Origin of the sequence: Blautia sp. AF19-10LB (assembly GCF_003461245.1) — a bacterium.
In the GTDB taxonomy this organism is placed as follows: Bacteria; Bacillota; Clostridia; order Lachnospirales; family Lachnospiraceae; genus Blautia_A; species Blautia_A intestinihominis.
The window spans coordinates 18647-36991 of record NZ_QTWS01000035.1 but is presented as its reverse complement, the minus strand read 5'-3'; the positions used below and the strand labels follow the sequence as shown (position 1 = coordinate 36991).

Genomic DNA, 18345 nt, shown 5'->3' with positions numbered 1-18345 from the left:
CCCCTCAAGATGAGATATCCCATCCGAAAGGAGTAAACCCCCTTGAAGACGACGAGGTTGATAGGGCAGAGGTGGAAGTGTGGTAACGCATGGAGCTGACTGCTACTAATAGGGTGAGGGCTTGACCAACAAGCTTGGTTATGATATAATTGCTTAGTCAACATGTATGTGGTTTTGAAGATATGGTATCTTCTAATAATCCTCCTTAGCTCAGTCGGTAGAGCATGCGGCTGTTAACCGCAGTGTCGTTGGTTCGAGTCCAACAGGGGGAGTTTTTTATACCTGGCTCCATGGTCAAGCGGTTAAGACACCGCCCTTTCACGGCGGTAACAGGGGTTCAAATCCCCTTGGAGTCATTAAAAATAATAATTGTGATTTTTGGATGACTTGATTACGACATTTGGTGTATAATACATCATATAGTTATATGCCGATGTGGCTCAATTGGCAGAGCAGCTGATTTGTAATCAGCAGGTTATCGGTTCGAGTCCGATCATCGGCTTTTTGGACCTTTAGCTCAGTTGGTTAGAGCGCCGCCCTGTCACGGCGGAGGTCGTGAGTTCGAGTCTCATCTGGGTCGTTTTTTTAGGGATCTTAGCTCAGCTGGGAGAGCATCTGCCTTACAAGCAGAGGGTCATAGGTTCGAGCCCTATAGGTCCCATTTTTGAATATGCCGCAGTGGCGGAACTGGCAGACGCCCGGGACTTAAAATCCCGTGGGTAGTGATACCCGTACCGGTTCGATTCCGGTCTGCGGCAGTGATATGAACTTCAATCCAAATTGGATTGAAGTTTTTTTTGCTTGTCATAAACGATGATTTGCTATATACTGTTTGGAAGAAAGGCGGTCAGACCAAAATATGGAGATAGTGAAGACATTTGGAAATTACATAGAGAAATGGTGTGAAACGTCACCGGAAAGAGCGAGGTGGCTTTTAAAGACAGGATGGGAAGCGCAGAACCTGAAATTTCGTTTTCTTCCAGAAGGGCAGTTGAATCCATCGGATCAGTATCTGGCCGGCATGATGATGAACGTTATGACACAGCCGCTGAAGCATCCAGAAAGTTCGGTTATGGTAAGTGTATTTACTCCGTGCGAACTGCTTCAGGAGGCAGGACTGTATCCATACAATGTAGAAAGCTTTTCCTGCTATCTTGCGGCATCACAGGTAGAGAGACCTTTTCTTCAGGGAGCAGAGGATTCTGGAATTTCAGAAACGCTTTGCAGCTACCACAAGACATTTATCGGAGCGGCAGAGAAGGGGCTTCTTCCGAAACCAAAATGTATCGTTTATACGAACCTGGCGTGTGACGCAAACCTTCTTACATTTCACAGACTGGCAGAGTTTTTTGACATCCCGGTTTTTTCTATTGATATACCATCTGCACAGACACCGGCAAATGTGTCTTATGTAGCAACACAGCTTCGGGCGCTGGTTCCTTTCCTTGAGAAAGTGACCGGCAGAACGATTGATGAATCAAAACTGAAGGAACGTCTTGCAAGAAGCCGGAGGACATTGCAGAATTATGATAAGTTCCAGAGCGCAAGAGCAGATAAATACATACCTTCAGACCTTGTTTCTCCGCTTTACAGCGGAATGACAAACAACATTCTTCTTGGAACAGAGGAAGAAGAACTTTATACACAAAAACTTCTTGAAGATGTCAGCAAAGCCCCTGCCAAAAAAGGCAGACACATCTACTGGATGCATACGATCCCGTTCTGGTCAGAAGCCGTGAAAGATGCACTTCTTCTGAAAGAGGAGGCACAGATCGTAGGATGTGAGCTTGCACAGGTGGCGGACATCACGAAGCATTCCGAGGATCCTTATGAGGAGATGGCATTGCGCCTTGTATATCATGCCCTGAATGGTCCCGTTTCACGGAGAATCGAAGCAGGGATCCGTCATGCAAAACAGGCGGGAGCAGACGGTGTTGTCTGGTTCAATCACTGGGGATGCAAGCATACCCTTGGAGGTTCCAGAATCGCCAAGAAACGCTTTGAGGAAGCAGGGATCCCACTGTTGATCCTGGATGGAGATGGCTGTGACAGGAGCCATGGCGGAGAAGGACAGACTTCCACGAGACTGGGAGCATTTCTGGAGATGCTGGGGGATTTTGATCATGAATAAAACATATTATGTCTGTAAATATACACCGGTAGAACTTCTTGAAGCCCTTGGAGGTGAGTGCGAGATCCTGAATGATATGCCGGAGGGATTTGATCTGGCAGAGCAGGTAGCACATCCGAATATCTGTGGATTTGGAAAGGCAGTCCTTGAAGCAGTTCTGGCAGGCAAAGTAAAAGAACTGGTCCTGGTCAACTGCTGCGATACGATCCGAAGCGTCTATGACATTCTGGAAGACAGCGGCGAGATGGATTTTTTGTATATGGTGGATATGCTTCACTGCGATACGAGCTGCAGCCATGAGAGAACTGCAGCACAGTTAAAAGATCTTGTAAGAGCCTACGGTGAATATAAAGGAACTACCTTCAATAAAGAGAAATTTCTCAAAGCTTTTCATCCAAAAAAGAGAACGCAGGATCCGCATCTTGCAGTTCTCGGAGCAAGAATGGGAAATGAACTTTTTCAGATGACACAGGATGCCATGCCGCTTCCTGTAGTGAATGAGACCTGTGTCAACAACCGTTCTGTGGGAGACACCCTCCCGGAAGCAGATCTGGACTTTGACCAGCTTATGGAATGGTATGCGGAGGAACTTCTTCACCAGATCCCGTGCATGCGCATGATGGATCATGCAGGCCGTAAACAGCTTTATCAGGATCCATCTTTAAAGGGGATCATTTATCATACCGTAAAGTTCTGTGATTTTTACAGCTTTGAATATTCTGATATCAAAGGCCATACCGATGTGCCGCTCCTCAAGATCGAATCGGATTATACCGTGCAGAGCAGCGGGCAGCTGAGCACACGTCTGGAGGCTTTTGCAGAGAGCCTGAACATAGAGACAGAAACGAGAAGGGAGAAAACCATGGGTAAAGGATATTTTGCAGGAATCGACAGTGGTTCTACCAGCACGGATGTTGTGATCCTGGACAGAGACAAAAAGATTGTTTCCAGCGTGATCATGCCGACAGGAGCAGGGGCCGCGAATGGCGCGGAGCGTGCATTGGAAGAAGCACTCAGACAGTCTAACCTTAACAGAGAAGACATCGATGCAGTCGTGACCACAGGATACGGAAGAACTGCGATCTCTGATGGCGACAAGAGTATCACAGAGATCACCTGCCATGCAAGGGGCGCCCATTTCCTGGATCCATCTGTCAGAACGGTCGTCGATATCGGCGGGCAGGACAGCAAAGTTATCCGCCTGAATGATGACGGTTCTGTCAAAAACTTCGTCATGAACGACAAATGTGCCGCCGGAACAGGAAGATTCCTGGAGATGATGGCAAAAACCATGGAAATGAACCTGGATGAACTCAGTAAAGTAGGACTTTCCTATCAGGAGGATATTACGATCTCCAGTATGTGCACAGTTTTTGCCGAATCAGAGGTGGTTTCCCTGATCGCACAGAACAAAGCAACCGATGACATCGTCCATGGACTGAATAAGGCGGTTGCGGCCAAAACAGCCTCCCTCGTGAAACGTGTCGGAGGGGAAGAGGCATATATGATGACTGGCGGTGTTGCACAGAATCAGGGTCTTGTCAAAACGTTGGAGGAGAGACTGGGAACGAAGCTGGTGATCAGCGATAAATCACAGCTTTGCGGAGCTCTTGGTGCAGCATTATTTGCAACAGAAATGTAAGAAGGAGGTACTATCGTGGCAGACTCTAATATTACGAAGCGTGCACTGGCATCGGCATTAAAGGAATTGATGGAATCTACCCCATTCAGTAAGATCACCGTTTCAGATATCTGTGCAAAATGCAATATGAACCGCAAAAGTTTCTACTATCATTTCAAGGACAAGTTTGACCTTGTGAACTGGATCTTTGATGTGGAGTATCTGAGCCACGTACAGCTTGGCGTAGATCTGATCGGATGGGACAGTGTCCTTCATCTCTGCGATTATTTTTATGAAAATAAAGATTTTTACAGGAAAGTCATGAAAGTAGAAGATCAGAATTCGTTTTCCAATCATTTCCGGGATATCGTAGGACCGGTCATGGCAGAGGATATCAAAGAAATCCTTGGAGATCAGACGAACACGGATTTTTATGTAAACTTCTGGAATGATGCGATCATCTGCGCGTTCGGCAGATGGATCTCAGAGAGAAATCCGGTACCACCGAAGGAATTTGTGAAATTACTCAAATCCTGCATCAAAGTGATCATCAAGACACAGGAAAGACTTGACGCATAAAAGTACAAAAATATAAGCCTTATTCACTCAGCAAACGAATGAATAAGGCTTTTTTGGTGGAGTTAAAGTGCTTTGGTAAAAAGTTCTTTCAGTGGCTGGTCAAAGAGGTTGTACGGTGTCCTGAAAACTTCTCTGCCAGGTGTATAGAGCGTACCGTCAGGTCCGAAGCCGACGACACTGGTCGGAGAAGAGATGATATTTCCGATCACTTCTGTATCGCAGAACAGATCCAGTGGGATCGTGCGGTATCGCTGGGCACTCCGGTCTTCGGTTATTTTCTGGTAGATGGCGTGGCGGGTCTCAATGGAGCAGTCCACATTGCTGAAAACAGCGGCGAACGGGCAGTGCATTTCTTCTGCAAAACGGAAGTAAGTGCCGGCCAGGATCTCATCACGGTCTTCCTCAGAATAGAGATGATACAGAGAGTACAGGAGACGATGGTCTCTGAGTACGAGGCAGGCTGCCTCTGCCTGATCATCGTATTTCACTGCGAACAAGACGTTGTTCAGTGCTTCAGATTTTTCTGCGAGCTCTTCTGTTATTCTGGAAGGATCACAGAGAAGGATGATCGCACAGTCCGGGTTATTCTGGATAAGAGGAAGTATTTCTGCGGGATCATCCTTCGTATAGAGGAAGTAAGTGTAGATTCCAAGTTCCTTGCCCTGTTTCAGTACAGAATCATATTTTGTAATAAAATCCGGCAGGGAAGTATCGATGACCAGTGAAAGCAGCCATGGAACATTGATATCCTCTGTGCGTTTCAGTTTACGGATCATGTGCGCGCCTGTCGTGCAGCCATTGTAACCGATATTCAGACCAAAGTCGATCAGTTTCTCCTTATCCATGTGCTTGAGGATATCCTCGATCAGTGGATAATAAGGGCTGTTTTCGTTGTTCAGCATTGCACGTGATATTTCAAAAAAAGACTGCTGGAACCGGCCGTTTGCAAAGTTCAGTGCCATATCTACGAGATTTCGGGTGCATCGCTCCGGAGATTCATCGGAATCTTTGAGCGCAGTCTTTATAAAAGTCTTTATAACAATTCGAGAAGTTTTTGCTGTCATTTTGATATCCCTTCGATAGAAAAGTTGTGGAATACAGACGAAAAAGACACGTTTCAGTCTGTATTATCGTTACTTTTAATTAAATCACAAACCGAAAGGGTATGCAATAGACATTCTGAAAGACATGTCCCAAATTTAGGCTGAGAGTGCGCTGTTTTACCCCTTTACACCGCCAAGCACAACGCCTGATACGATAAACCGGGAAAGCAGGATGTACACGATGATAACCGGGAAGATGGAAAATGCGATCATCACATAAACCTGTCCCATATCAAACTTCAGGAAATCTGCACTTCGAAGCTGTGCGATCAGTACAGGAAGTGTTTTTTTCTTGTCTGGTTGAAACGGAATACGATCAGGCTCAGAAGCCCTGTGATGACAAACAGGAATACGGACAGTGCACCGCCCATGCCGTAGTTCTTGCTGAACAGATGCTTGTTCAGGTACATGATCAGTGTCATGGTGGAACGCATCGGATCACCGGTTCCGTTTGTAAGGATCTGTGGTACGTCAAACATCTGCATGCCGCCGATCAGGGATGTGATCATAACGTAGATCAGGATCGGGCGGAGAAGCGGGAGAGTGATCCTTCTAAAAATCTGGGAGGATGTCGCACCGTCCACTTCTGCAGCCTCATAGAGTGACGGGTCAATGCCCATCATGCCTGCCATCAGAAGGATCGTTGTATTACCGAACCACATCAGGAAGTTCAGTAGTGCAACAAGCGTCCGGGCACTCCATTTGTGGCTGAAAAAAGAATATGCCTGTTTCAGGATCCCCGCATGGACCAGCATGGCATTGATCGGACCGCCGTCTGCAAATAAGGTAAAAAACAACATTGCAAAGGCAGATGCCATGATAAGGTTCGGAAGGTAAATCACAGTCTTAAAAAATCTCTGTCCCTTAAGACGGAGGCTAGGGTTGGAAAACCATGCACCGAGGAGCAGGGAAACCAGGATCTGCGGAACAAATCCCATCACCCACATGATCATCGTGTTTTTGAAATAGATCCAGATCTCACCGTCCTGGAAGAGTTTTGCATAGTTGGCAAAGCCCACAAAGTTCGGTCCGACCTGCGTAAGTCCCGATCTGTAATTTTCAAAGAAGCTGTTATAAATTGTAGTGATAAGCGGAACAAGCTGGAATATGAGGTATACTACTACAAACGGTATCAGAAAGATATAACCCCATTTGTTATAGCTGACCGCCTTATGGTTATTATTCTTTGCCATTTTTGTCCTCCATAAGTCTTTTCCATAATGTAAAACGTGCCCGCCTGATGGTCAGGCAGGCACGTTGGTTGTGGGGCTTAGTAAGTAAGTTCTGGATATTTTTCTACGACTGCTTTGTAGAACAGGTCGAGAATTGGAAGTGGATTTAACGATGCCCCGCTGTGGCTGATCGCGGCAGTGGTGGCATACATCAAAGAGACGGGTGATTATGAGATCCTGGATGAGCCAGTGCCGTTTGACTGCAAAAAGGGAACCGAAGAGCCTCTGTTTGAGCATCTGAACCGGTCTTTCCAGTTTACTGTGACACATCTCGGATCGCACAGACTTCCACTGATCGGAAGGGCGGACTGGAATGACTGTCTGAACCTGAACTGCTTCTCCAGTGAGCCGGGTGAACCTTTCCAGACGACAGGACCTTCTGAGGGATCGGTGGCAGAGTCGGTATTTATCGCGGCAATGTTTGTAAAATATGGCAGGGAATTTGCAGAGATCTGCAGATGTACAGACAGGGAAAAACTGGCAGCAGAGGCAGAAAAAGCTCTCGATTCTGTACAGAAACATCTCGAGACAAAATATGGCATCATGCTTCTGCAGCCGGCATACACCAGATATCATCTGGAACTTGGCGAGATCACATCTTACCCGCCGGGATACAAGGAAAATGCAGGAATCTTCTGTCATAATAATCCGTGGATCTCGATCGCAGAGACAATGATCGGAAGAGGAGACCGCGCATTTGAAATTTACCGCAAGATCTGTCCGTCCTGCATCGAGGAGATCAGCGACATCCACAGAACGGAACCATATGTATATTCACAGATGGTGGCAGGAGCAGATGCACCGCGGTTTGGCGAGGCAAAAAAAAGCTGGCTGACAGGGACCGCAGCGTGGACGTTTGTGAATCTGTCGCAGGAACTTCTCGGAATCCAGCCAGATTCCTCTGATCCCCGGTAAAAAAGAATATCATGTAATCGTACAGATGGGCTGAAATTAATTGGTGGAAGCGACTGCTTTTGCTGCGGCTTCTTCGCTGAGGATCGTTCCTCCGCCAAGTACCATATCTCCGTCGTAGAGAACGGCAGCCTGTCCAGGTGTGACGGCTCTCTGCGGCTCCTGGAAGGTGATCTTGATGAGATCGTCTCCAAGCTGCTCAACAGTTGCTGGCTGTTCCGGCTGACGGTAGCGTGTCTTGACTTTGCACTGGATCGGTTTGTCCAGATGATTCCATGGGATCAGATTGATATCGTTGATATAGCAGTAATTACTCATAAGGTCATCCTTACCTCCGAGGATGACCTTATTGGTATCCAGGGATTTGCCGCAGACATAGAGGGATTCCGGTGCGGAAATACCGAGACCACGGCGCTGGCCGATAGTGTAGTGGATCTGACCTTTGTGCTTGCCGAGGACTTTACCTTCTTTGTCAACGAAGTCGCCAGGTTCGGAAGCCTGTCCGGTGTACTGCTCGATGAAGGACGCATAGTCACCGTCCGGAACGAAGCAGATATCCTGGCTGTCCGGTTTGTCAGCATTGATGAAGCCCTGCTCCTGCGCGATCTGACGGATTTCTTTCTTGGTGTAGGTACCGAGCGGGAAGAATGTGTGGGCAAGCTGATCCTGAGTCATGGCGTAGAGCACATAGCTCTGATCCTTGGTCGGGTCGAGTCCTTTCCTGAGGATAAAACGTCCTGTCTCCGGATCCTGCTCTCTGCGTGCATAGTGACCGCTTGCGATATATTCACAGCCAAGTTCTCTTGCCTTATCGAGAAGGGCGGAGAATTTCAGGAAACGGTTACAGTCGATACACGGGTTCGGTGTGCCTCCGTGAAGATAAGTATCTGCGAACTTATCGATGACGCTTTCGTGGAATTTCTCCTGCATGGGAAATACGTAATAAAGCATGCCGAGACGTGCGGCAACACTTCTGGCATCCTCTGTATCGGAAGGAGTACAGCATGCCCGGTGTCCAGGATAGCTGCACTGTGGATTATCATAAAGCTTCAGAGTGGCACCGGCGCAGTCGTAGCCCTGCTGAACCATCAGATAGGCTGCAACACTGGAATCAACACCGCCGCTCATGGCAATGATCGCTTTTTTATTCATAAATTTTTCTCCTGTTGATTGTAGATTGGATTGTAGAGTGATTTAATTTATGGTATCATTATAAGAAATCAGTGTCAAGCAATGAGGAGACGCGCTCCGGGAAAAAAATAAAAAATGTGTTGACATTGTGAATGAGACATGTTATATTCAACCTATCGGAGAAATAGGTAATACATTTTCCGGAAGAAATTTATCAATAAGTAAAAAGGAGGAAGAATCATGTTTACAGGAAATGCAGTTCAGAGAGAAGTCATGTGTATGATGGATCAGGAGATGTGTATGGACATGTGCATGTCTATGTTTTGCTGTACTTCTATGTATCGGACACTTCCTGAGATATCTGCCGACCACGTATAAGAGATGACAGATACCGAGATGTAAATAAAGCATTTTTTAATGCCGGACAGATTGCATGAACAGGGAGGATCCAGAGGACTTCCTGTTATTTTTTTATGAATAAGAGTTCCGGGAACGGATAGACACATGCAGGAGGTCGCAGCCACTTACAACTTAATAAAGAATAAACAAAAAAATCAAAAATAAAAGGAATAAGAGAGGGAAAGAACTATGAAAGCAAAAAAGATCATCACATTATCACTTACAGCAGCACTGGCAATCGGAGCACTCACAGCAAACGGCGTGATCGTAAGCGCTGACGCAGAGAAAGGAACCATCAAAGTAGCAGCTTCCGCAACACCACACGCAGAGATCCTTGAAGAAGCAAAACCGCTCCTTGAGGCAGAGGGATGGGATCTGGAAGTTACCGTATTTGATGACTATGTACAGCCAAACCTTGTAGTAGAGAGCGGAGATTTCGATGCAAACTACTTCCAGCATATCCCATATCTTGATAACTTCAACGAAGAGCAGGGAACACACCTTGTAAATGCCGGCGGAATCCACTACGAGCCATTCGGAATCTATCCAGGAACAAAAGAAACTCTTGATGATCTGGAAGACGGCGACACCATCGCAGTTCCGAACGATACAACAAACGAAGCAAGAGCACTTCTTCTTCTCCAGGACAATGGAGTGATCACTCTGAAAGACGGAGCAGGACTTGAGGCAACTGTCAAAGATATCGAAGAAAACCCGAAGAACATCAAGATCGAAGAGCTGGAAGCTGCACAGGTTTCCCGTGTCAAAGATGAAGTTGCATTCGTTGTATTAAATGGTAACTACGCACTGCAGGCCGGATATTCCGTATCCAACGATTCCATCGCACACGAAACTTCTGATTCTGAAGCAGCAAAAACTTATGTAAACGTAATCGCAGTCAAAGAAGGAAACGAAGACAGCGAAGCGATCAAAGCTCTGGTAGATACTCTGAAATCTGACGAGATCAAAGACTTCATCAACGAGAAATACGACGGAGCAGTTGTTCCATTCGAAGATTCTGCAGATGACACAGAAGAAGCAGCAGACGAAGCTAAAGATGAAACTGCAGATGCAGACGCTGAAACAACAGAAGCAGCAGCTGAAGAAGCAGAATAATTTAAGTTCAGGATGTTTATTAAGGGACAGGGGGAAATGATATAAATGGAACCGATGATACAGGTAGAGAACCTCTGCAAGCGTTTCAACACCAAAGGTGGAACGGTAGAGGCAGCCAAAAACATCAGTTTTTCCATCGAAAAAGGAGAGATCTTCGGCATCATCGGTCTCTCCGGTGCAGGCAAGAGTACTCTGGTACGATGTCTGAACCTTTTGGAAAGACCAACATCAGGAACAGTCAGAGTCAATGGCAAAAATCTTACGGAGCTCTCAGAAAAAGAGCTTCGTAAAGAGCGTCAGAAGATAGGAATGATCTTCCAGCATTTCAATCTGCTCATGCAGAGAACAGCACTGGATAACGTCTGTTTTCCAATGGAGATCGCCGGGATTAAGAAGGCAGAGGCACGTAAGAAAGCTCTGGAATATCTCAAGATCGTAGGACTTGAGGAGAAAGCACTTTCTTATCCATCACAGCTTTCCGGTGGACAGAAGCAGAGAGTTGCGATCGCGAGAGTGCTGGCAAGTGATCCGCAGATCCTTCTCTGTGACGAGGCGACCAGTGCACTGGACCCGCAGACGACCAAGGCGATCCTGGAACTGATCAAAGAGATCAACAGGGATTATGGGATCACTGTAGTTGTCATCACACATGAAATGAGTGTCGTACAGGAGATCTGCGACAAGGTAGCAGTTCTGGAACGAGGAGCTCTCGTAGAAATCGGAACTGTGGAAGAACTTTTCCGCAATCCAAAGACAGATGAAGCCAAAAAGCTGGTATTCAGCGGAAGGACCCAGATCCAGGAAATGAAGGGCAAACGTCTGGTACGTGTAACGTTCCAGGAGAAATCTTCCTTCGAGCCGGTGATTGCAAACCTGGTCCTTACTTACCGGACACCGGTCAACATTCTGTATGCTGATACCAAGAACATTAATGGACAGGCACAGGGAGAGATGATCCTGCAGCTTCCCGAGATCGAGGAAGTGGCGAATAAGATGATCCAGTATCTCAGAGATATCAATATGGGCGTAGAGGAGGTGAGCTCAGATGTGGGATAATGCAACAATTACGATGCTGCTGGAAGGCACAAGAGATACGTTATACATGACGCTTGTCTCCACATTTTTCGGATATGTTCTGGGGCTCCCTCTTGGAATCCTGCTTGCAGTTACAGACAAAGAAGGTATCCGTCCAAATGCACCATTATATAAAGTTCTGGATGTGATCGTAAACATCCTCAGAAGTATTCCGTTCCTGATCCTTCTGATCCTGGTGATCCCGCTCACCAAGCTGATCGTGGGTCAGAGTTACGGTTCCAGCGCAACGATCGTTCCGCTGGTGATCGCTGCAGCACCGTTCATTGCACGTATGGTAGAATCTTCCCTCAAAGAAGTTGAGCCGGGTGTGATCGAGGCAGCAGTCAGCATGGGCGCAGGAACAGGAACGATCATCTGGAAAGTCCTTCTCGCAGAGGCAAGAACTTCCCTCCTCGTAGGAGTTACCATTGCAGTCGGAACGATCCTCGGATATTCTGCTATGGCAGGAACTGTCGGCGGTGGCGGTCTCGGTGATATCGCGATCCGTTATGGATATTATCGTTATCAGACAGACATCATGCTGGTTACGATCGTGATCCTTGTCGTTCTTGTACAGATTCTTCAGGGACTTGGCATGATGCTTTCCAGAAAATTAGACAAAAGAAAAGCCTGAAATTTATAATTATGTTAGAAATTTTATAAATTTATTAGAAAAAGGACAAAAACTCCTCACATTTATATTGTAAGATGTAATTGTCTTAAAGGAAAAGCCTTTTAAGACCTCCGGTAACACTTCAATGCCGGGAGAGTTGCCGGAACTCTTTCCTTTCCCTAAAAATAAAACAGAACTTTAAACTGCCGCCATCTGGTAAGATTCACCGGGATGGCGGCAGTTTTCTGTTATCCGATTGATTTATAGGTTTTAAAGATTAGAAATTTTGAATGAACTGGTCAATATAATAAATAGCAGCACCTACGGCAGCAGCTTCTGTGCGATAATGGCATACGCGGATATAGCTGCCATCTCTCTCGAAAGGATTTAACTTTGATGCTTTTTCACGAAAATCCTCGATATAATCTGCCATATAGGCACCAACATTTCCTCCTAGTATAACATCGCAGTCAAAGCACATTCGAAGATTATTTACGGCGATTGCCAGATAATCTGTATAATCTTCAAATATATTCTGAATTCCTCGGTTAGTTCCTGATTTTAAAATATCAAAAAATTCTTTTAAATTTCCTTCTGTGAAATCAGTTAGTACATTGGCAGTACAGTAAGCATCCAGACATCCATATCTACCGCAGTAACAGCGCTTTCCATGAGGTATGATTGTCATATGACCGAATTCACCGCCTCTGTTATTGGAGCCTCCGTAGATCATTTTATTATTCATATATGCACCACCAATACTACTGCTTAGAGAAAGATATGCCACAGCATCTTTATAATCTCCTTTCCAGCTTTCTGCCAGGCCGGCAGAGTTTGCATCATTGAAGAATAAAAACGGTTCATGTATATAGTCGCTGAAGAAATTGTAAATGTTTAAAGACAGAGGGATTACGGTTGCGTATGTTACAGTCTTATGATCTTCGCCTATGATGACTGGAAGAGCAATGCCAACTCCAAGTAATTTAGAACGGTCAGGTATGTTCTTCGAAACAATTTTTTCGAATTCCTGTTTCAGAATGCAAAAGTAGTCGTGACTTTCGTGGAATGGAATTCGAAGTCTTGTATTATCAATGATATTTAAAGCAAGATCAATCAATACGATAGAAAGATGATTTCGAGTGATATCAATACCAATCGCATATCTGGAATTTGCGACACATTGATATCTAATTGCTTTTCGCCCTCCGGTGGATTGGAATTCTCCGGCATTTTCAATAAAACCAGATTCCTGCAGTGCATTAAGGTTACGGGTAGTTGTAGGAAGGCTGATGCCGAGAGATTGTGCAATTTCCTGTCGGGAACTCTGTTTATTTAAGTATAGAAATCTGAAAATGTCTCCGGATATTTTAGATTTATTAAGATACTCTTCCATTAGGTTGGCCTCCTTTTATGCAGAATATATAAAAAATATATTGCTTATATGCATATAATAGCATTTTTGTTGAGTGAATACTAGAGGATAAATAAAAACTTTTGTTAAAACATTGATGCAAATAATGTGAAAAAAATGTCAATACATAAGATGAAACAGGCTTGAATATAAAAAATGCACAAATGAATAATTATAATTTGTTATATATTCTACAAACTTACATAAAAGTATTGACATAAGTAAAACGCAGGAATATACTCTTAAATAGAAAACAGGTCAAGCAAATTAAAAAGGCGGTGAAGTAATGGACGAAATCAAGATGCGGGTCAGCGGAGTAGAGAAATCCTTTCCTGGCGTAAAAGCATTGAGCGGAATTGATTTTGCAGTAAGAAAAGGAACCGTTCATGCACTTTGTGGTGAAAATGGAGCCGGAAAATCTACACTGATGAAAATTATCATGGGATTGTATCAGGCAGATAAGGGTCAGATATATCTTGATGAAAAACCAGTAACAATCAAGAATCCTATACAGGCTATGGAAATGGGAATTTCCATGGTAGCACAGGAATTAAATTATGTGCCGGAACTTTCTGTAGAGGAGAATCTTTTTTTGGGGCGGCTTCCAGTTAACAGATTCGGAAAAGTAGACTGGAGAAAAATAAGACGGGATGCCAGACAGTTTCTTAAAGATGAGAATCTTCCATATGAACCAACACAGAAACTGAAAACTCTGACAGTATCGGATATTCAGATGCTTGAGATTATCAAAGCAGTTACAAATAATGCACAGGTTATTATTATGGATGAGCCGACATCTTCTATTACAGATCGTGAGGTTGAAAATCTTTTCCGTAAGATAGAAGAACTGAAAGCACAGGGTATTTCAATTATTTATATCTCACATAAGATGGAGGAAGTTTTCCGAATCGCAGATGACATTACAGTCTTAAGAGATGGTGCTGTAGTTTCAACAGACAGAGCGGAAGATCTTGATCTTGATACGGTCATTGCCAGAATGGTTGGACGAAAACTGGATAATGTATATCCGAAAGAAACAGTTCCGATTGGAGACAAAGCTCTTGAGATAAAGGATTTTTCTCAGAAAGATCTCTTTGAAGATATAAATTTCCATGTTGCGAAAGGTGAGATTGTTGGTTTTGCCGGATTGGTCGGAGCTGGAAGAACAGAGACTATGAGAGCGATTTTTGGTTTGGATCCTCATGATTCAGGTCAGGTTTTTATTAATGGAAAAGAGGCAAAGATTAAATGTCCTCATGACAGTATTCAACAGAAGATGGTCATGCTTTCTGAGAGCAGACGAGATGACGGAATTATTCCTGTCAGGAGTGTTATGGAAAACGCCAGTCTTGCCAGTCTGGAAAGAATTATCTACAAGGGTTATACGCATAAGGCAAAAGAAAAACAGAGTGTAAAAGAAAGCTTCGAGAAGATGCATGTAAAGACACCGACTCTTGATACCGCTATTTCCACACTTTCCGGAGGAAATCAGCAGAAAGTACTTTTAGCAAGATGGCTTTTGTGTGAGCCAGATATTATGATCCTGGATGAGCCGACAAGAGGTATCGATGTCGGAGCAAAATTTGAAATCTATAAACTGATTACAGATATTGTAAAGGAAGGCAAAGCGGTCATCATGGTATCCTCAGAGCTTCCGGAACTGATTGGAATGTGTGACAGAATCTATATCATGTGCCAGGGTAAAATAAGCGGATGTATCAACAGAGAGGAATTCTCTCAGGAAGTAATTATGAGATACGCAACTGGCTTAAAGAACGGTTGAATGTGCGGAGGGTAAAGAGAATGAAAACAAAAAAAATAAATAACTTACAAAAATTTAGTATTTATATTGTACTGATCGTATTGTTTGTGGCATGTAGCATTATCAGTCCATATTTCCTTCAGTACAGCAACCTGATCAATGTTACAAGGCAGTTATGCGTCGGAATTCTGATTGCATATGGTGAAATGCTTCTGATTATCAGTGGATTTCTTGATCTGTCGGTTGGTTCTGTACTTGCATTGGCAGGTGTTTATTCTGTATCTGTTTACAAAGCGACAAACTCTATTTTACTTGCACTTATCGTAGCAGTAGCAACTGGTGTGGGATGTAATCTTGTCAATGCATTTTTCATTGCGGAGTTTAATGTGCCGGCATTCATTGCGACGCTTGGTATGCAGCAGGCAGCCAGAGGACTTGCCCTTTATTTTACCGGTGGACAGAATATTCTTCAGTTAGGAAATTTTGTTAAGATCGGACAGGGAATGGTAGGTCCGGTGCCAGTGCCAGTAATTCTGGTGATACTTGTAACAATTGTTGTCTGGTATCTGGTCAATAATACACGATATGGACGTGCACTATATGCAATCGGTGGAAGTCGTGCGGCAGCAGAAGCGAGTGGTATTAATGCAAAGAGAAATATTTATAAATCTTACATATTAAATGGTATTATGACAGGACTTGCAGGAATGATTTTTATGGCAAGAAATAATGCAGGTCTTCCTAACGGTGCAATTGGATATGAAATGACAGGTCTGACAGCAGCAATCGTTGGCGGTACTTCTTTTACAGGCGGTATTGGTACAGTAAGTGGAACAATAGCCGGAGCATTTATCATTGGTTTTCTGGAAAATGTTATGAATCTTCTGGGTGTTAACTCTTATATTCAGCAGATTATTGAAGGTGCAATTATTGTTCTTGCAGTAGCATTTGATGTGGTAAGCAAATCTAAAAAATCAAGAAAAGTGATCATTGTTAAAGAAGAGGGGAATAAACAGGCGTAAAAGAGAAACTATTCTGTCGAGGAAGTGACAGTATAAGTAAATCACATTTTATTAAGGAGGAAGTAATTTATGAAGGCAAAAAAAATCGGAGCAATTTTATTGGCAAGTGTTATGGCAGTGTCTATGGTACCGGCGATGAGTGTCAGTGCAGCAGATGCAAAGAGAGTATGTTTTGTTGCAAGAGCAAGTTCAGATACCTTTGCGGCATGGCTTACAACTGAAATGAAAAAGCAGGCAGAAAAGTATGATGATATTGAACTTACCTGTGTAAGTGGCGAGGGCGATGATAATAAAGAAAACGGTCTGCTGGAAGATTGTATTACAAAACAGTATGATCTTGTTATTGTACAGTCAAATAATAATGGTGCTCAGGCTCCGTATGTGCAGCAGCTTGTAGATGCAGGAATTCCGGTTATCACAACAAATCCGACTACACATCAGAATGATCTGGATGGTGGAGATGATACTTCTGTTATGGCAGGAACGGGTACTGTTGATGCAGATCCAATCGAGCAGGCAAAAGTCAGTGCAACAAGAGCTGTAGATGAAGTTCCTGAAAATGCAAATGTTGTTGTATTGAAAGGACCTTCCGGAAATTATCATGCAGATAAAAGACGTGAAGCATGGGATGAGAACTTCTTCAGCAAACGTACAGATGTAAATATTCTTTATGAAGATTTTGCAAACTGGAACAGTGATGAAGCACTTACATTGATGGAATCCTGGGTACAGGCGGGAACTCATATTGATGCTATCATTTCTATGAACGATAACATGGCAGCAGGTGCGATTGAAGCAATCAGAGAAAATAAAGATTATTTCAATGAAGATGGAACAGCGAATTTTCTGGCATATGGTGTTGATGGAACAGCACAGGGATGTCTCCTGATCAAAGAAGGACTTCTTACTTCTACAGCATTACAGTCAGCAGCAGACCTTGCTGAGAAGAATCTGGAGTACGCAGAAAAAGTTGTTAATGGTGAAATGGAAGTAACAGATGTAAATGATTATGTAGATGCTCCGGAAATCAATGCAGATAACGTAGATGATTACATTCAGATCTATATTGATAATGGTGAACTTACCGAAGATGATGTGAAAGCAGCTGAAGAATAATTAGGTTATTAAGTGTTGCCCGGTATGCCAGAACATATCGGGCAATTACTCTAAGAAAGGGGAAGTTACAATGAAGATGTTACAGAAAAGTGCTGTTATGAGAGGCACAGATAATATGGTAATTAAAGAGATTCCTGTTCCTCAGATTAAAGAAAAAGAGGTTCTTGTATCATTAGAATATGTTGGAATTTGTGGATCAGATGTACACTATTATCATAATGGATGCTGTGGTGCATACAAAGTGGATCTTTCAGAGGATTTCATGTTAGGACATGAGTGTGCAGGTACGATCGTTGAAGTGGGTAAAGATGTGGAAAATCTTAAAGTCGGAGATCGCGTTGCTCTGGAACCGGGAATTACTTGTGGTAAATGCGAATTCTGTAAATCAGGACATTATAATTTATGTCCAGATGTTGTATTTCTTGCAACTCCTCCAGTTCAGGGATGTAATGAAGAATTTATCGCTTTTCCAGAAGATATGTGTTTTAAACTTCCAGAAAATGTATCTACAAAAGAAGGTGCACTGATTGAGCCATTGTCAGTAGGATTTTATGCAGCTGAGCAGGGAAATGTAGGAACTGGAGATACAGTTGTAATCCTTGGTTCTGGATGTATTGGTCTTGTAACCCTGTTGGCATGCAAAGCACATGGTGCAGGTCAGATCATTGTAGCAGATCTTGTTCAGGCTCGTTTGGATAAAGCCATGGAACTTGGAGCAACAGCTGTGATTAACAGTGGAAAGGAAGATGCTCTTGAAAAAATCAAAGAACTGACCGGTGGAAGAGGTGCAGATGTAGTATTTGAGACTGCCGGATCACCTGTGACTATTGCACAGACTCCATTTATTGTCAGAAGAGGGGGAACAATTACATTAGTTGGAATTTCCTCAAAAGAAGAAATCAATTATAATTTTGCTCAGATTATGGACAAGGAAGCAACAATTAAATCTGTGTTCCGTTATAAGAATATTTATCCAAAAGCAATTGCAGCAGTTGCAAGTGGAGCAATTGATGTTAAGAATATTGTAACACATGAGTTTGATCTGGATCATATTAAAGACGCATATGATGAAGCTGTAAATAACAAGACAGACCTTGTTAAAGCAGTTATAAAGGTAAAATAA

Annotated in this window: 15 protein-coding genes, 6 tRNA genes, 1 rRNA gene and 2 pseudogenes; 19 read left to right on the top strand and 5 right to left on the bottom strand. The window is 43.7% G+C overall.

The genetic code is table 11. The features are described 5' to 3' along the window. The 10 genes from DWX28_RS15845 to dhaS form a co-directional block, all read left to right on the top strand. A 23S ribosomal RNA gene (locus DWX28_RS15845) occupies positions 1–129 on the top strand; the annotation flags it as partial. A 70-nt stretch (positions 130–199) separates the two neighbouring features. Beyond that, positions 200–272 (top strand) — tRNA-Asn (locus tag DWX28_RS15840). Positions 273–284: 12 nt separating this feature from the next. Then, a tRNA-Glu gene (locus DWX28_RS15835) sits at positions 285–356 on the top strand. A gap of 73 nt (positions 357–429) precedes the next feature. Beyond that, positions 430–502 (top strand) — tRNA-Thr (locus tag DWX28_RS15830). A gap of 4 nt (positions 503–506) precedes the next feature. After that, positions 507–581: transfer RNA gene (locus DWX28_RS15825), tRNA-Asp, on the top strand. Positions 582–588: 7 nt separating this feature from the next. Beyond that, positions 589–661 (top strand) — tRNA-Val (locus tag DWX28_RS15820). 11 nt (positions 662–672) lie between these two features. After that, positions 673–758 (top strand) — tRNA-Leu (locus tag DWX28_RS15815). A 101-nt stretch (positions 759–859) separates the two neighbouring features. Continuing rightward, the gene (locus DWX28_RS15810; protein WP_022215202.1) at positions 860–2131 is read left to right on the top strand and encodes a 2-hydroxyacyl-CoA dehydratase subunit D; all 1272 of its coding nucleotides are present in this window, start codon (positions 860–862) and stop codon (positions 2129–2131) included. Then, positions 2124–3773, top strand: a complete 1650-nt coding sequence (locus tag DWX28_RS15805; RefSeq protein WP_118253756.1) for an acyl-CoA dehydratase activase — start codon at positions 2124–2126, stop codon at positions 3771–3773. Before DWX28_RS15810 ends, DWX28_RS15805 begins: the two co-directional genes overlap by 8 nt. Before the next feature lie 15 nt (positions 3774–3788). Next, complete coding sequence (gene dhaS, locus DWX28_RS15800) at positions 3789–4331, top strand: dihydroxyacetone kinase transcriptional activator DhaS (protein WP_022215204.1); 543 nt, start codon at positions 3789–3791, stop codon at positions 4329–4331. Between the two features lie 62 nt (positions 4332–4393). Here dhaS and DWX28_RS15795 read toward each other — a convergent pair whose 3' ends face one another. From DWX28_RS15795 to DWX28_RS15785, 3 genes and pseudogenes are all read right to left on the bottom strand, one after another. Beyond that, positions 4394–5395 carry a hypothetical protein gene (locus tag DWX28_RS15795; RefSeq protein ID WP_022215205.1) on the bottom strand — a complete coding sequence of 334 codons (1002 nt, stop codon included), beginning with the start codon at positions 5393–5395 and terminating at the stop codon, positions 4394–4396. Between the two features lie 156 nt (positions 5396–5551). After that, a pseudogene (locus DWX28_RS20630) lies at positions 5552–5731 on the bottom strand (carbohydrate ABC transporter permease); the annotation flags it as partial. Beyond that, positions 5704–6627: a carbohydrate ABC transporter permease gene (locus DWX28_RS15785; protein WP_118253754.1), complete on the bottom strand. Its 924-nt coding sequence runs from the start codon at positions 6625–6627 to the stop codon at positions 5704–5706. The gene DWX28_RS15785 and the pseudogene DWX28_RS20630, both read right to left, overlap by 28 nt. A 132-nt stretch (positions 6628–6759) precedes the next feature. Between DWX28_RS15785 and DWX28_RS15780 the strand changes: the two are divergent. After that, positions 6760–7563: pseudogene (locus DWX28_RS15780) on the top strand (GH36-type glycosyl hydrolase domain-containing protein); the annotation flags it as partial. Positions 7564–7617: 54 nt separating this feature from the next. Here DWX28_RS15780 and mnmA read toward each other — a convergent pair. Continuing rightward, positions 7618–8730, bottom strand: coding sequence for a tRNA 2-thiouridine(34) synthase MnmA (gene mnmA / locus DWX28_RS15775; RefSeq protein ID WP_118253751.1), 1113 nt, complete (start codon positions 8728–8730; stop codon positions 7618–7620). Between the two features lie 219 nt (positions 8731–8949). Here mnmA and DWX28_RS19620 point away from each other — a divergent pair, with 219 nt between their 5' ends. The 4 genes from DWX28_RS19620 to DWX28_RS15760 all read left to right on the top strand — a co-directional run bounded on the left by DWX28_RS19620 (position 8950) and on the right by DWX28_RS15760 (position 11932). After that, complete coding sequence (locus tag DWX28_RS19620) at positions 8950–9087, top strand: hypothetical protein (protein WP_173906066.1); 138 nt, start codon at positions 8950–8952, stop codon at positions 9085–9087. Positions 9088–9297: 210 nt separating this feature from the next. After that, the gene (locus DWX28_RS15770; RefSeq protein WP_118253748.1) at positions 9298–10224 is read left to right on the top strand and encodes a MetQ/NlpA family ABC transporter substrate-binding protein; all 927 of its coding nucleotides are present in this window, start codon (positions 9298–9300) and stop codon (positions 10222–10224) included. Between the two features lie 45 nt (positions 10225–10269). Next, a complete protein-coding gene (locus DWX28_RS15765; RefSeq protein ID WP_118253746.1) occupies positions 10270–11280 on the top strand; it encodes a methionine ABC transporter ATP-binding protein in 1011 nt (336 codons plus the stop codon). Next, positions 11270–11932, top strand: a complete 663-nt coding sequence (locus DWX28_RS15760) for a methionine ABC transporter permease (protein WP_022215213.1) — start codon at positions 11270–11272, stop codon at positions 11930–11932. Before DWX28_RS15765 ends, DWX28_RS15760 begins: the two co-directional genes overlap by 11 nt. A gap of 256 nt (positions 11933–12188) precedes the next feature. On the opposite strand, the gene DWX28_RS15755 is transcribed toward DWX28_RS15760, so the two are convergent. Next, a complete protein-coding gene (locus DWX28_RS15755) occupies positions 12189–13304 on the bottom strand; it encodes an ROK family transcriptional regulator (protein WP_118253743.1) in 1116 nt (371 codons plus the stop codon). A 304-nt stretch (positions 13305–13608) separates the two neighbouring features. Between DWX28_RS15755 and DWX28_RS15750 the strand changes: the two genes are divergently transcribed. The 4 genes from DWX28_RS15750 to DWX28_RS15735 all read left to right on the top strand — a co-directional run bounded on the left by DWX28_RS15750 (position 13609) and on the right by DWX28_RS15735 (position 18345). Continuing rightward, positions 13609–15105: a sugar ABC transporter ATP-binding protein gene (locus DWX28_RS15750; RefSeq protein WP_118253740.1), complete on the top strand. Its 1497-nt coding sequence runs from the start codon at positions 13609–13611 to the stop codon at positions 15103–15105. A gap of 20 nt (positions 15106–15125) precedes the next feature. Beyond that, positions 15126–16106, top strand: coding sequence for an ABC transporter permease (locus DWX28_RS15745; RefSeq protein ID WP_118253736.1), 981 nt, complete (start codon positions 15126–15128; stop codon positions 16104–16106). Positions 16107–16175: 69 nt separating this feature from the next. Next, entirely contained in the window at positions 16176–17222 is a 1047-nt protein-coding gene (locus DWX28_RS15740; RefSeq protein ID WP_118253733.1) for a sugar ABC transporter substrate-binding protein, read from the top strand. Positions 17223–17292: 70 nt separating this feature from the next. Beyond that, the gene (locus DWX28_RS15735; RefSeq protein WP_330417684.1) at positions 17293–18345 is read left to right on the top strand and encodes an NAD(P)-dependent alcohol dehydrogenase; all 1053 of its coding nucleotides are present in this window, start codon (positions 17293–17295) and stop codon (positions 18343–18345) included.